Source organism: Vibrio sp. PNB23_22_6, assembly GCF_052877535.1.
On record NZ_JBNFXP010000009.1, the window covers coordinates 78,918 to 92,754 of the forward strand.

The 13,837-nt window shown below is 43.2% G+C and carries 13 protein-coding genes; 6 read left to right on the forward strand and 7 right to left on the reverse strand.

Going from position 1 to position 13,837, the window contains the following annotated elements; translation table 11 throughout:
• The first annotated feature begins 106 nt into the window (after nt 1-106).
• Nucleotides 107-1,477, forward strand: coding sequence for an L-serine ammonia-lyase (locus tag ACVA54_RS09610; protein WP_119464305.1), 1,371 nt, complete (start codon nt 107-109; stop codon nt 1,475-1,477).
• A 68-nt stretch (nt 1,478-1,545) separates the two neighbouring features.
• Here the strand turns inward: ACVA54_RS09610 and ACVA54_RS09615 are convergent, their stop codons facing one another.
• Together ACVA54_RS09615 and ACVA54_RS09620 are read right to left on the reverse strand one after the other, a co-directional pair.
• Entirely contained in the window at nt 1,546-1,779 is a 234-nt protein-coding gene (locus ACVA54_RS09615; protein WP_446649554.1) for a hypothetical protein, read from the reverse strand.
• A gap of 42 nt (nt 1,780-1,821) precedes the next feature.
• Nucleotides 1,822-2,946: a M14 family metallopeptidase gene (locus ACVA54_RS09620; RefSeq protein ID WP_099078280.1), complete on the reverse strand. Its 1,125-nt coding sequence runs from the start codon at nt 2,944-2,946 to the stop codon at nt 1,822-1,824.
• A gap of 234 nt (nt 2,947-3,180) precedes the next feature.
• Between ACVA54_RS09620 and ACVA54_RS09625 the strand changes: the two genes are divergently transcribed.
• Nucleotides 3,181-3,492: a DUF1840 domain-containing protein gene (locus ACVA54_RS09625; RefSeq protein ID WP_099078281.1), complete on the forward strand. Its 312-nt coding sequence runs from the start codon at nt 3,181-3,183 to the stop codon at nt 3,490-3,492.
• 311 nt (nt 3,493-3,803) lie between these two features.
• Here the strand turns inward: ACVA54_RS09625 and ACVA54_RS09630 are convergent, their stop codons facing one another.
• Both ACVA54_RS09630 and phnR read right to left on the reverse strand, forming a co-directional pair.
• Entirely contained in the window at nt 3,804-3,971 is a 168-nt protein-coding gene (locus ACVA54_RS09630; RefSeq protein WP_446608891.1) for a hypothetical protein, read from the reverse strand.
• A gap of 473 nt (nt 3,972-4,444) precedes the next feature.
• Nucleotides 4,445-5,149 (reverse strand): phosphonate utilization transcriptional regulator PhnR, encoded by a 705-nt coding sequence (phnR, locus tag ACVA54_RS09635; RefSeq protein WP_099078282.1) that lies wholly within the window; start codon nt 5,147-5,149, stop codon nt 4,445-4,447.
• Nucleotides 5,150-5,437: 288 nt separating this feature from the next.
• Between phnR and ACVA54_RS09640 the strand changes: the two genes are divergently transcribed.
• Nucleotides 5,438-8,746: a mechanosensitive ion channel domain-containing protein gene (locus ACVA54_RS09640; protein WP_446649555.1), complete on the forward strand. Its 3,309-nt coding sequence runs from the start codon at nt 5,438-5,440 to the stop codon at nt 8,744-8,746.
• A gap of 9 nt (nt 8,747-8,755) precedes the next feature.
• Here the strand turns inward: ACVA54_RS09640 and ACVA54_RS09645 are convergent, their stop codons facing one another.
• Nucleotides 8,756-9,295, reverse strand: coding sequence for an NUDIX domain-containing protein (locus tag ACVA54_RS09645; RefSeq protein WP_446649556.1), 540 nt, complete (start codon nt 9,293-9,295; stop codon nt 8,756-8,758).
• Between the two features lie 189 nt (nt 9,296-9,484).
• Between ACVA54_RS09645 and ACVA54_RS09650 the strand changes: the two genes are divergently transcribed.
• Together ACVA54_RS09650 and ACVA54_RS09655 are read left to right on the forward strand one after the other, a co-directional pair.
• Nucleotides 9,485-9,946 carry a hypothetical protein gene (locus ACVA54_RS09650; RefSeq protein WP_119464303.1) on the forward strand — a complete coding sequence of 154 codons (462 nt, stop codon included), beginning with the start codon at nt 9,485-9,487 and terminating at the stop codon, nt 9,944-9,946.
• A 179-nt stretch (nt 9,947-10,125) separates the two neighbouring features.
• Nucleotides 10,126-12,108, forward strand: coding sequence for a hypothetical protein (locus ACVA54_RS09655; protein WP_446649557.1), 1,983 nt, complete (start codon nt 10,126-10,128; stop codon nt 12,106-12,108).
• A 138-nt stretch (nt 12,109-12,246) separates the two neighbouring features.
• Here ACVA54_RS09655 and yjjG read toward each other — a convergent pair whose 3' ends face one another.
• Nucleotides 12,247-12,921 carry a pyrimidine 5'-nucleotidase gene (gene yjjG, locus ACVA54_RS09660; protein WP_099078286.1) on the reverse strand — a complete coding sequence of 225 codons (675 nt, stop codon included), beginning with the start codon at nt 12,919-12,921 and terminating at the stop codon, nt 12,247-12,249.
• A 458-nt stretch (nt 12,922-13,379) separates the two neighbouring features.
• Here yjjG and ACVA54_RS09665 point away from each other — a divergent pair, with 458 nt between their 5' ends.
• Entirely contained in the window at nt 13,380-13,544 is a 165-nt protein-coding gene (locus ACVA54_RS09665) for a hypothetical protein (protein WP_446617328.1), read from the forward strand.
• Nucleotides 13,545-13,643: 99 nt separating this feature from the next.
• On the opposite strand, the gene ACVA54_RS09670 is transcribed toward ACVA54_RS09665, so the two are convergent.
• A complete protein-coding gene (locus tag ACVA54_RS09670) occupies nt 13,644-13,808 on the reverse strand; it encodes a hypothetical protein (protein ID WP_446580648.1) in 165 nt (54 codons plus the stop codon).
• Between the last annotated feature and the right edge of the window lie 29 nt (nt 13,809-13,837).

Sequence of the window (13,837 nt, forward strand, 5' to 3'; positions counted from 1 at the left end):
TATACAAAAATTCACTTTGCCAATACCCCCTCCCGACATTAACATCTACTTAACAATGTTATTCTAAATGACCTTGCGAAAGGTCTACGGCTACAGGAAGTTCATTATGCTGTCGATTTTCGATATTTTTAAGGTTGGTGTAGGCCCATCCAGTTCACACACTAATGGTCCAATGCTTGCAGGTTACCATTTCACTCAACTACTGAGTGACTCTATGTCGAAAGTACACAAGGTGCAAGTTGACCTTTATGGTTCTTTGTCACTGACCGGAAAAGGCCATCATACTAACCGTGCCGTTGTACTTGGCTTGATGGGAAATCGTCCTGATACCATCAAAATGTCGAGCGCCAAAAATGCACTGCAACATACTATTGAACATGGCACTCTATCGGTCTCAGGCGTCCATGTGATCGCGTTCAACTATGCTCACGATATTGTCTTCCACAGCGATAATCTTCCCTTGCATGAGAACGGTATGATGATCACCGCATTTGATGCTGAAGGCGGACAAGTGGCGTTCGAAACTTACTACTCCATCGGCGGAGGCTTCATCGCTACCGCTGCAGAACTAGAACACGGCTGTAACGAAACGGAAGTGCAAGTCCCCTTCGCGTTCTCTTCTGCTGATGAAATGCTGGAAAAAGCTGAACAAAACGGTCTAAGCCTCGGTGGAATGATCCTTCAAAACGAACGCGCATTTCGTGAACAAGAAGACATTGACCAAAAAGCACAACAAATATGGAAAGTGATGTCACTTTGCATGCAACGAGGTTTCGATACCGAAGGAATTTTGGAAGGTGGGCTGAACGTCACTCGCCGAGCGCCAAATCTACTGAAGAAACTTGAAGCCAATGCGGCGATTGAAAATGATCCAATGGAGATCATGGATTGGATTAACTTGTTTGCTTTTGCTGTCAGTGAAGAGAATGCGGCAGGAGGACAAGTCGTGACCTCTCCAACCAATGGTGCTGCGGGTGTGATTCCCGCAGTACTGATGTACTACCATCGCTTCATCAAAGAACTCGACACTAAGCAACTTAAAGACTTTCTCGCTGTCGCTGGTGCGATTGGAATCTTATACAAAACGAATGCATCGATTTCGGGTGCAGAGGTTGGCTGTCAGGGTGAAGTTGGTGTCTCCTCTTCTATGGCCGCTGCGGGTTTAACGGCACTAAGAGGGGGCAGTAATGAACAAATCTGTATCGCCGCCGAAATCGCCATGGAACACTCATTGGGTATGACTTGTGACCCCATTGGGGGATTGGTTCAAGTGCCATGTATTGAACGAAACGCGATGGGGGCAATTAAAGCCATCAACGCCTCTCGCATGGCCTTAAAGCGCACCAGTAAATGCCTTATATCATTAGATAAAGTTATCGAAACTATGTATCAAACCGGTAAAGACATGAACAAGAAATACCGTGAGACCTCATTAGGCGGATTAGCGATGATTCATATGGCACCGCCTTGTGAATAACCTGCGCTTAGCGCCTTCAAACTCATGAAGATCTTCCATGATTGGCGGAGAACGTTCCGCCAACCGCTTCAACTGGATGTAACCTTCCGATAGCCAGTGACAGACGCTGGCTCAGAACCGAGCTTTTCGTTCAAGCCTGTCGCAACATCGTTTGTATCCATACCATTGCTAACATCATCAAACATGTCTTCGAAACGTTGCACTTCTTCACCTAAAGAGCCAGTTGGTGCGAGCTGTTTCTCATCACCGGCCATCACATAAACGGTAGCAACTCTAGCAAATAGATGCGTCGAATCGCTCACAGGTAGCACAGCCCGCAAAAAGCGGACTGTGAATGTATGTGGTCAAATTTCGTCCGAAACGGCAAGCGTTGCCGTTAAGACATCCTGACCAAACAACACACTTCGCTCCGGCGACCAGCCATAAAGCGGATCTGGGTAGTTGTTATTATCTTTAAATGGCATTTCAATCGTATAAGACAAGCACTTAAATTGCTCCGCAACCCAATTAGAGCCTACCGTTAAATTAGCTTTACCTGGCTCGTCTTTGTCATAACCAATTTTATCTTGGAATTCTGGCGTAATGGTTAAAAGCGCCTGCTTAAACATCGCCTCTAACTTAGCAAGGTTCTCATCGTAGGATGGAATCCCCTCAGAGCCGGCAACAAAGTTGTATGGAATCGCTTCATCACCATGAATGTCCAAGAACATATCCACCCCTGTTGCTAACATTCGCTCACGTACTAGGAATACTTCCGGACTTTTTTCCATAGATGGGGTTTGCCATTCACGGTTTAAATTCACACCGACTGCATTAGTGCGCAAGTGACCACGAATACCGCCGTCTGGGTTCATATTTGGAACAACATACAACACTGCTTTTTCTAATAGCGCACGCGCAACGGCATCATTTTCATCAAGAAGGCGTTGAATCATCCCTTCCATAAACCATTCAGCCATGGTTTCACCCGGGTGCTGACGGGCGATCATCCAAATTTTCTTTTTGCCCTCTTCTGGCTCACCAAAAGTCAATAAACTCATGTCGTTGCCATCGATGGTGTGGCCTAACGTTTCTAACTGACAATGGTGAGCAGTTTGCGCCATGTGTAACAGGTCTAGGTGTCGATCGTACGTATAAGGTGCGAAGTAAGCAAAGTAGATAGAACGATGCTCAGGAATCACAGTAAAGGTCAGGGTATCCCCATCAAATTCAGTGGGAATACGGAACCATTCCTCACGGTCGTAAGACGCCACCACATCATAACCTTGCCAGCCCTCCGGGTAGGCTGATTTTGCCAAATCCAATAATTTAATCGTGTGCGATTGCTCGGCTTCTGTCTCTAGACGAAAGTGAAACCATTGGTAGAATTCTGACATGTTGTCATTCGGTATTTTTAGTCGGATGTTATTTTTGTCATCCGCGTTCACTACGTGAATACTGCCACTATCAAAATTGCTGAATACTTTCATTATCTTTACTCACCTTTTGCATCTGAGTTTTAAACACTGAGGCTATCATAAAGGTAAAGTGCCCCCTATCACTTTCATCCTTTGATCTTGTATTTAAAGCCAAAACAATCAGTGTAGCCAAACTTTCCCAACTCGGTACCTAACACTTTATCGGTCATCTAATTTTCAGCTCCATAAGAAAAAATATGAGCTAAGATTACCAAAGTATCTATTCAATCATAAGGATAACTAACGATGCTTGTCACATTTAGCTGTAAATCCTATTCAAACGTCATCATGTTCCACGATATAGCTTTACATATGCTTAAAATGATGGGGCATAGTACCGAGATCCCAGGTGCGATCCTCGCCGATGACGTGCCAGCGGCACTCAATAATTTAAAAATCGCGCTCGATAATGAAAGTGATTTGCCAGAAATAAAAAGCCTTTCAGATGACGAAGATATGACAGAGCATGCTGTTAGCTTAAAAAATAGGGCGCTTCCATTAATTGAACTTCTTACTGCAGCGTCACGAGAAAAAAATAACGTAATGTGGGATAATTAATAGCAAAGCGCAATAACCACCAACTCGTAAGCTCCTCGTGGAAAATAAATATAATGGGGGGCACCCCCATTATTCAATATCAATAAGTCGCTACTTAAAAAATAAATTTATAATAAAACCTAACGACACCTAAGTTCACGAATAGGATATTCATATTTAACTTTTAATACTGATTGATAGACTTTTTCGCCATAATACTGAGGAAACTCATCCACCGTTACTTTCGTATTAGTAATAGAAAATGATTTTCGGTCAACATTACCATAACTATTGACAAACTCTTTCCGATGTGGACTTGAAGCCATTCTCTGTTAGTCTTTAATCATATCAAATCCTATCTCGTATGCTGCTTGTTTTCTATCAACAACATCCCCACTTATGGTCTCAGTATTACCCGCCCAAAAGAAACCACCTACGAGCAAGGTGCCCGGTGCCACTGTCAAGGTGACAAGGCTTGCTAGAGTGATTATACGTTTCATAATGTGCTCTTTACTTACATTAAACTTCGAGCTTATAAATACTCGAACAATAGAGAGCATTAATAAAGACCAGAAATGACTTCGGAACATTAAAAAATTTTGATTAGTCATTATTTAATAGATATATTTGGCTATAAATATATCCAATACAAATTTTAGACTAAATCGATAGTTAGCTGATAGCTATTGCCTCTATCCTAACAAGTGTTTTCATTAGCCAGTTTAAAGTTAAGTTAAAATGGTTCCTCTATATATCAATAGTTGCAAGACACCAAACTCATAATAAAAATAAACGCCCCAACAGATCCTATACCCAAGTGACGTCAAGAGGTAGCATTCAGAGCGTGGTCACTGATTCAAGTTCAAGGGAAACAGCACAGAGTAATAGTTGGCTCTTCCAAGTTGCTTGACGATATTGTTTATTTAACAAAGAAAGTGCTTCAGTGACACGCTCCCAAACGGTAAATGCGCTACTATTGAGTAAACGCTGTAACAGACTCAATACTGATGGCATCATGTCGCCAATATTCGATATCACAGCTTATCTGCTCACCATGTTGATTGTAATTGATGCGTTCAATTACCATCGCAGGAGTGCCAGAGGTGGCGCGAAGTGCTTGAGCCATTTCCCCCATTAACGTACTCGTAGAAATCCGATAACGAGTGCTTTGATACACGACACTAAAGTGTTCACGGCAAATATCTGTTAACGAGCCAGTGAGTTCGAAATCCAATAGGTTTGGAAAAATATCTGGACGAACGTAATTCGTCACGTATACCACTGGTCGCTCATCCAGATAACGTACGCGATCAATACGATAGACATCAGAAAACGGTTGCAAGTCCAATAAGCGTGTCGCTTGCTTATTCGCTAACGTACTTTTCGCCGCGACTAATTGTGTTTTTGGTATGCGGTTTTGTGCCTTAGCCATAGCCTGAAAGTTGAGCGTTTGTGTTAGATCGTAACGCAATGGCTCTGGCGCGATAAACCAACCTCGGCGATCTTCACGATAGATCCGGCCTTCGACTTCCAGTAACGACAATGCTTCACGTAAAGTGACACGTGTAGTGTTGAAGGACTCGGCTAATTTTCGCTCCGCAGGTAACTTTTGTCGAGGGGAGAGCGTGCCCGCTTCTATCTGTTCAACAATTGAATCTTTAATTTTTACGTACTGCACGAGGAGTCCTTCTCTGTTGCGACAATATCATATGTCTCACTAGCGTTACCGTTTCTACACCCTTTTGACTGGTAATTTCAATCAATATCTACGTTAGAGTTCTGCCAAGCATACCTAACTAGAAGAATACTACCGCAGAAATCGCCATCTATGCATCACCAAATAGGTGCATGACAGCACCCCACTTCACACTGGGGCGTTTTTTGTTTTAGGGTACGGAAAACAGGCGACCATCTAAACTAGCGTATACACTTATTTTTACGAGATTAGAGCAAGTTGAGGTAGAGTTTGAAGATACGGTTAAACAGTGGATTATATAAGATTTATGTGGGGTTCTTCGCCTTTGTATTCTTGGTCACATCTGCGTTCGTTACTGCCCAAAATTTACCAAAAACTGATTTTTTGAAAAGTGAAATCACACGACTCAATAATGAATCCCCCAAAGATAAAACCAAGATCGCACAATACGAAACCCTTTTGAAAGAAATCATTGCATTTGCGACACAGCAGTCATTAACCAAAAACTATCAAAATGTTATCCATCAATTCCCAGCACAAAAAAAACAACTTCTGGAGCAAATCGCTCAAGCAAACTCATTAGACATATTTAATACAAAGGAAACGACAAATTACAATGACCTCTGGCAATCAATTTCATCTCTTCAAGCCGCCATCAATCAATGGCAGTTTACTTTGAGCTCCAATGCTCAAAACCTAACACAACTTAACGAAGATCGAAAAACACTGCCCGTTTCGCTCGCCAAACTCAATCAAGAGATAGAAAAAGCAACGTTAGTCAAAACAGATAAAGATACTATCATCAAACCTTCATCACATTCTCAAGTCGACCAATGGCTTGCAGCGACACGTTTAAAAGGATTGAAGTTAAAACAAGCAGCCACGTCTATGGCTTTACAAAGCTTGGATGAACGCTTTGAATTACTTCAACTCAAGCAGCAACTACTCGAAAAAAAACTAGAGTTAGCCTCACCCGTTTTAGAAAAGCTGCAAAATAATCTGACAAAATTGGAGCAAGCCTCGGTAAAAGTATTAATTGCTGAAGCAAAAGCAAGCGCAGAGAGGATCGTCGACCCATCAAAAAAAGTACAACAAGATATTGATCAATTACGTCAGCGCGCAGGCGAACTGGAAAGTGTATTACTTGATATCGATGACACTCGAGTGTCCACCCAACAATACCAATTGAAGCTACACAACTTATCCGAAGAGCAAAGCTTGGTAAGAGAAAACATAGCGTGGTTAAAAAACAGCCCCGCCTTTGGCACCTCTCTTCGCGTTCAATTACGAAGGCTACCCAAAAAGGTAGAAGACAGGGTGATCCCTGATAAGATCGCACATGCTCACATTCGAAAATATGAACTCACCCAGTTATTAGACAAAGAAAGTAGTACGTCTACACAAGAGAACGATGATACGCCTGCACAACCGACAGATCGTATAAATATTCTTTCTAAACAACTACTTGAAAAGCTTATTGACGACTATGAGAAATTGATTATTGCACTAAGCAAACTGCAGGTAAGCATTAATCAATACGCATTGGAGGTTGAAAATGCACGTAATTTTCTGAAAGAGCAACAACTCTGGGCACGAAGTAATCCACCTTTGTGGCAAAACATGGCTCATTTTGACCCTAAGGTGTGGTTTGGAACTTCACATCCTATTTCATCCATGTCGGAACGCTTAAACCGTTCTTCATTACTGTTTGTAAGCATACTTGTGCTGACTTACACCCTAATTTTGTTTTATCTCCGTCGGAAGTCCGATGCTTACTCCATACGTTTGAGTGCTCAATATAAAAAAGTATATGGTCACCCTATAAAGGACCGATTCCAAAACAGTGTCTCCCTATTATTATTGGTGATATGCCGTGCTTTCATTCTACCAATATGGTTTGCCTGTACTGCCATGATGTTATATTGGCTCTGGCCTTCTCCTAATTTTAACGACTCAAAAGTACTAATAATGGCAAGCGCCTTTGCTCTGTTCGTCTTAGAGCTCATTCATGGTATGAGCGAAGAAAATGGGCTGTTAGAGGTTCATCTCAAGTGGCCAAGTCAGGTCTGTACTTTTCTTAATGTTAAGAGTAACCAACTCTGCATTCCTATCACTGCCTTTTTACTCACCGTCACTTTCGCCGAAGTTGTCGCAAACAATGAACAAGCCGAAGTTTCAAGGCTATTATTTTTAATTTTGATAACAATAATGACCTTCGGCTACTTAGGATTACTTAAGTCTGACCGGATTTCGTTGGTACTTCCTGCTCCGCTTCATAAAGGGGTGGGATTCTTCTTGCTGAAGGGCATTATTTTGGGTTCGTTTATTGCCATCATCATATTGAGTGTGATGGGGCTTTCTGTTGCATCTTGGTTGTTCCTAGTCTATCAGCAGATGACCATTTTCTTGCTGCTAGGTGGGTTATTTATCTATCAGCTGGGAGAACGCTGGCTTAAACTTGAATATCGGCAACTAAATTATCAACGTTTACTCGCACGACGTGAAGAGTTAATTGCACAACTGCACGAACAAGAGGAAGAGCCCGAGGAAATAGCTCGGCTAAAAGAAAACTTACCAGACGTTGACGCTCAGGGCTTGGATAGCGAAGAAATAAATGAACAATCGACCACGCTATTGAAAGGATTGTCTTTAATCGGTTTAGTCATCGCGCTGCTTACACTCTGGTCTAGTGCTTTAGAAATGACCAGTTGGCTCGATAAAGTTATCGTATGGCAAGTCAGCGAAGTGATCAGCGGTAGTTCAACATTGGTTGACGTGACACTTCAATCGCTCATTTATGCCGTTATCACACTCTTAGTGACCTTCGTTGGTATCCGCAACTTACCTGGTATTTTGGAATTGTTGGTGTTGCGAAAGCTAGAGCTTGGTCCTGGTACGGGATACGCGATAACGACTCTTCTACGCTATTTAATTTTAATGGCTGGTGTCATGTTTGCGTTTTCTACTCTCGGTTTTCAATGGTCAAGATTGCAGTGGCTGGTCGCGGCCTTTGGTGTGGGCCTCGGTTTTGGCTTGCAAGAGATTTTCGCTAACTTTATTTCTGGTTTGATCTTATTATTTGAGCGCCCAATCCGCATTGGAGACATCGTAACTATTAATGATCTCTCCGGTACGGTTAGTAAAATCCAGACACGAGCGACGACCATTATTGATTGGGACAATAAAGAAATCGTGGTACCCAACAAAACGTTTATTACTGAAAAACTGATAAACTGGTCACTCAGCGATTCCATTACACGAATTGTTATACCGATTGGCGTGGCATACGGTTCCGACATCGAAAAAGTAGAACAACTACTCTATGATGTCGCCAAAGAGCATTCTATTGTGCTTGACGATCCCGCACCTTCGGTATTTTTCTTGTCTTTTGGTGCAAGCAGTTTGGACTTTGAGTTACGTGTCTATATAAATTCAATTGATCATCGCTTGCCAACCTTACACATCATCAACTCAAAAATTGACAAGCTGTTTAAACAACATGGTATCGAAATTTCTTTCCCACAGATGGATGTTCACGTACGAGATTGGCCGAATGACGGGGAGCAAGCACAGCCTTAACCGGGAAAGCTACACAATACGCTTGAGCTTGGCTAACCCATACGCGGCGATGGTAACGCAGTCTTTGATTTCACCATCGATCATCATCTGTTCGAATGTTTCAACAGGGAAAGAACGCGCTATGAGATCTTCTTCTTCGGCGTCAAGGTGGTTGCCAACGTCACATAAGTCACTAGCAAAATAAACATGGCAAGTCTGATTCAAAAATCCATACGCGATAAACTGAGGACCAACATACACCATCGTCCCCGCTTGTAGCCCTGTCTCTTCGCGCAGCTCGCCTTTCGCTAATTCTAAATGGTTAGCATCTGGGTTTGACTCCCATGCCCCTTGAGGAATTTCCCAGCAACGTTGACCAATGGTGTAACGATATTGCTGAACTAAGTGGATCTCCCCATGGTCGATTGCCAGAATCGCGACGCAGTTTGGTTTATCCACCACCCCATAAATCCCTTCGGCTCCGCTCGGGCGTAAAATTTTATCTTCTCGCACCGTCATCCACTTGTTTTGATACACCACTTTACTATCGAGCTGTTTAATGTCTGCCATAATGATTCCTTCCCATAATCAAATTCCATTCTAACGCGGTTTGCGCCGGCATTTATAGACGGCCTACTGCCTTTCATTTGAGCACATGTCGTAAAATGGCAATTTTTAGATCAAATGAACTTCTATAGTTATTCCATCAGCGCAAGGCAAGGCTTTGCAAACTTGTTCACTATTTGATTGAGGGTTCTTATGAGCGCAGCAGATAAAGTCTACGGTTTTAACACGCCACAACGTCTGTTTGTTGGTTATACCTTAGCGGTATTGGTAGACCTGACGGTACTGAACTTCTACGACGAATATTGGGATTTCGTGACCATTGATTCGTTTACGATTTCGTTTGCAGCAGCACTATTACTTCAGTTGCTCCTGAAACTTTCAATTAAAGCAGAACACAAAATTGCAGAGTACTTTAAATCAAAACCTGGCACTGCCCCGAAGATCTATCGCGGACTTTCGACATACGTCATTTTAGTCGGGTCGAAATTCATCATGCTTGAAGCCATCAACCTGTTGTTTGGTGACAAAATCAACTTCAGTGGCCCATGGAATGGTGTGGTCGCCTTCTTTGCCGTCGTGTTCACCATCTTGATCTCTGAAGTCATTGTCGGCAAGATTTATTTCAAACTGGGTGAAAAAGAGCTGCAATCATAAGTAGACTAAGCTCCCCACTGACAGCGCTGATTATTCGGCGTTTTCCCTTGTCTTCTTTGCTTATCTTACATACCACAACCCAGTAACTTCCAATGGATATTTTAAAAGCTAAAATTATCTTCCTATGGATTAACTATACTTGCTTGGTGACATATCTAATGTAGGCAAGGAGGCCTTTCATGAATACTCAAGCGATCGTTCGACTGACAATGGTTGTCAGCCTGGTGTTTTGCACTTTGATAGGCTCAACAACACTTGCCAACACCAACCCCGCACTCCGTATCTCATTAGAAGAAAAGCAGATACTGACGGAAATTAGAAACAACGTATTTGGCGGAGCAAGGCTAGATGCGGCATTTCGACAAGCCACCATCTCCGGTCAGGAGCCCCCCATTTTTCCTTATGAGATAAACGATCGCGGGCTCATCATATGGGAGCTCGCCCCCTCCCAAATACACGCATTTTCAAGCAGTGTTGGCATCTTTCCACCCTACCAGATCACGAGCGTCAAACCAGTCGTCATTGATCGTTCTCCAGCGGATGCCACGCGCTTTGACACATTCCTCGAAGAAAAGGGATGGCAACGGTTAAGAGAGATTTTATTCCCGAAAAAATTCTATGTTATCGCGGATATCGGACTCACTACCCGTGCGGAGCAAGGTTATAAAGTCGACTTAAAAACGTTTGTTCAACTCTCAGGAAGTGACACCACGTATCTGTATCGATTTGCCAGCTATAAAGCGACGCCTGGAACTGACTTGTTGCAACTATCCAATCTAACACCAGCGCAAATACAACTCACCTCATTGCCTCAACAATGGTCCGGCACACTGCTAACGAATGAGGGCAATTTACATTGGACGGTTCCGCTCAAGACAAAAAAAGCCGACAGAACAGAAATCAACAAACGCCTGCACTTTTCACAGTGGTATCTTGATGCAAGTGAAACAGTCTTGGGGCCAATGGGAAGCGTCTCCCGCTATTATTACGATGGCAGTTCGGTCAGTGCTAAGTTCGTCACAACCAAGCCAAGGTCTATCGACATCCACCATGACTTTCCATGGGGGCAGTTCGTTATAGGATCACCACAAGCATTTGTACTGGCGGAAACGAGCGAGTTCCTAGTTCAACCCGTCACTTCTCCTGCTCAAGTACTTGCTGGTGGTGTTAGTGCATGTGCGCTAGCGACACAATCGAGCAATAGTTCAGAGCTTTTCACCCACCTCATCGGTTGTGTTCTGGAAGGGCAAGATCCACAAGACGTATTTGCAACGCTGTTTGGTATCGCTCAATCTCAACCCGCTGTGCTTCCAGCCCACACCCTACCAACCTTATACTATGCTCTACTAGATATTTACCAAGGTCTGGGCATTCTTTATGGCATAGAAAAACCGAAGATGTTCTTCTCACTGCTGAACGCACCAAAGACGCTGTTTATCAACTTTGAAATTGCCACTCATCGTGTCCGTGCATTTGAAAAAGCCTTTATACCCCCCTCATTTAAGCTCGCCAAAATGCGTTTTTATCCAGAGCAACATAAAGCCGTTTACGCCGTATCGTTGAATATTTATCAATCGGTGGGACAAAACCTCAATGGCTATCGAGCAGAATGGTCGACCTATGTCATCAACCCAGAAGAATCCGACCCTAAACCTAGGTTCAGCGTCTTAGAGGCACAAACCAACATCGGCGGGTTTGATCCGATCATCGCTTTGGAACGTTACCTACCCGGTATGGACTTTTCTAACCCGGCTACTTTAGCGCAATTAATCGAGCCGCCATCCGATCAGTTCACCTATACCGAGAACATTAACGATGGGATTCAAGTTAGATTAAGAGACAGCACAGAGGGAATAGTGCTAGACGTTGATATTCAGTATCCACCAGCATCTCAAATACTCAAGACCAATCCCACGATAGAATGGATGGAAGCCAATGATTTTGTTTATTGGGGGAAAGTGGCCGATATTCTAAAATACGATCAACAGGTTATGTTTGCTGACTTGCTGGTGTTCCCCGTCAAATCGACCGATCTAATTTCAGATTCCACTTTCTCTGAATATGTTAAACCCGATCCTTTGCCGATTATTATTTGGAACGGCGGGCAAGATGTCGCACTTGAGCCATGGGGGAACCTCGAAGCCGTGATTGTTGATGAATAATGTGATAGTTGATGAATAAAACAAAAACACCATCGTGCATTCGATGGTGTTTTCAATCCGGTCCCTAAAGCCTTTTTAGCAGGTTAAGACGAACTTTGCATGCTAGGTAGCCAAGGTCACCTAGGTAATCTACGATATCTACGCAACAAGGATACTTTTTAGCTCATCTAATGAAGCAACCGTATAGTTTGGTGCTATTTGGCCATCAACACTTGCACCGGTAGTATTCAACCAACAAGTTTCAATGCCAAAATTATGACCACCAAGAATATCGGAATGCAGGTTGTCCCCCACCATCAGTACTCGAGTTTTACATGGGTAGCCCATTTGCCCCATCGCGTATTCAAAGATACCTAAATCCGGTTTCGCGATGCCAACTTGCTCAGAGATCACCACATGATCAAAGTAGTTCGCCATTCCTGTACGCTCTAGTCGAATCGCTTGCAGTTCGGTAAACCCGTTGGTGATGATCCCCATCTTCGCTTTACCATGCAGCGCTTCCATCAGCTCTTTTGCGCCTGGCAACAACGTACAGATGTCTGCCATCGCCTCTAGAAAGGCACTGTTCAATTCTGCCGTCGTCGTACTCAGCTTTTCAGCCCACTCGGTGAAACGCTTATGCTTCAACTCTTCTGCCGTCACTTTACCATCTTGATAATCGACCCATAGTGGTTTATTGACCGTTTGGTAGTGCACGAAGTCTTGCTCAGTAAAATCTACGCCTTTGCGAGAAAACATCAGCTGCAAACCTTTGAAGGCATCAAAGTGAAACAAGGTTTCATCAGCATCAAACAAGATCCAGTCGTATTTCATTTTCTTCTTTCCAATATCAAGGTCATTTCTGGCGAGTAGTTTAGATGGTCTTATTCTCAATGAAAATCTCTTATTCGAGACTCTTTTCCTCACTCTCGCTCGAAATACGCAAAATGGCTGATTCAAAAAGCAATCTCATTCTAAGTTCGTTAACTGCTGCCCCAAACGAGTCAGACGATCGCCGCAAACGTTTATTATTGGAATTGATAATTTAGAATACGCCGCCCTTAATTGATGGGGGGACTTAAACGCAGATACTGAATTTGGCAATGCAACAGACGCTCGATTCAACGGTGTATTAGAGCTAATGAGTGATTCTTTAGTTAATCAAACTGTTGATCACGTCGGCCAACAGAACACACCAGAATCAGCAGGGGCAACGCACGAAGACAACAGCAAAGGTCACCCTTAACCCAGAAACACGCACTGCAACGTTTGGCTCACGAGTGGATTACGCGGTGCCATCTGCTGACCTTGATGTGGTAGATACAGGCGTATATTGGCAAGCAAAAGGCGAAGAGGGTCGTTTGTTATTTAATGACTCTCGAGTTAGGGATCGAGGTACAGATAAAGAAGTGTCTTCTGACCACCGCTTTGTATGGGCGACAGTAAAAATTGACTAGTCTTTACTCATCGACATACATCTTTGCACGCTAAAACAAACAGGCCACGAGTTTTTAGAATGAAACCGTGGCTTTTGTGTTTTACCATTCAGGGAGACGTTAAGACTTATCTGCACCACATTTAGTACATTCTTGATACGTTCTCTCACCTTCGCTAATGACGACATAGTGATTGACACACTTCTCACACAAAACCAATGTTGGATAAGCTAATTTTGCTTTCTTGGCGTTGATATCACCCTCAACTACGTAGAACTTTCTCATTTTTGTCATCACTGATTAGAAATTTATAA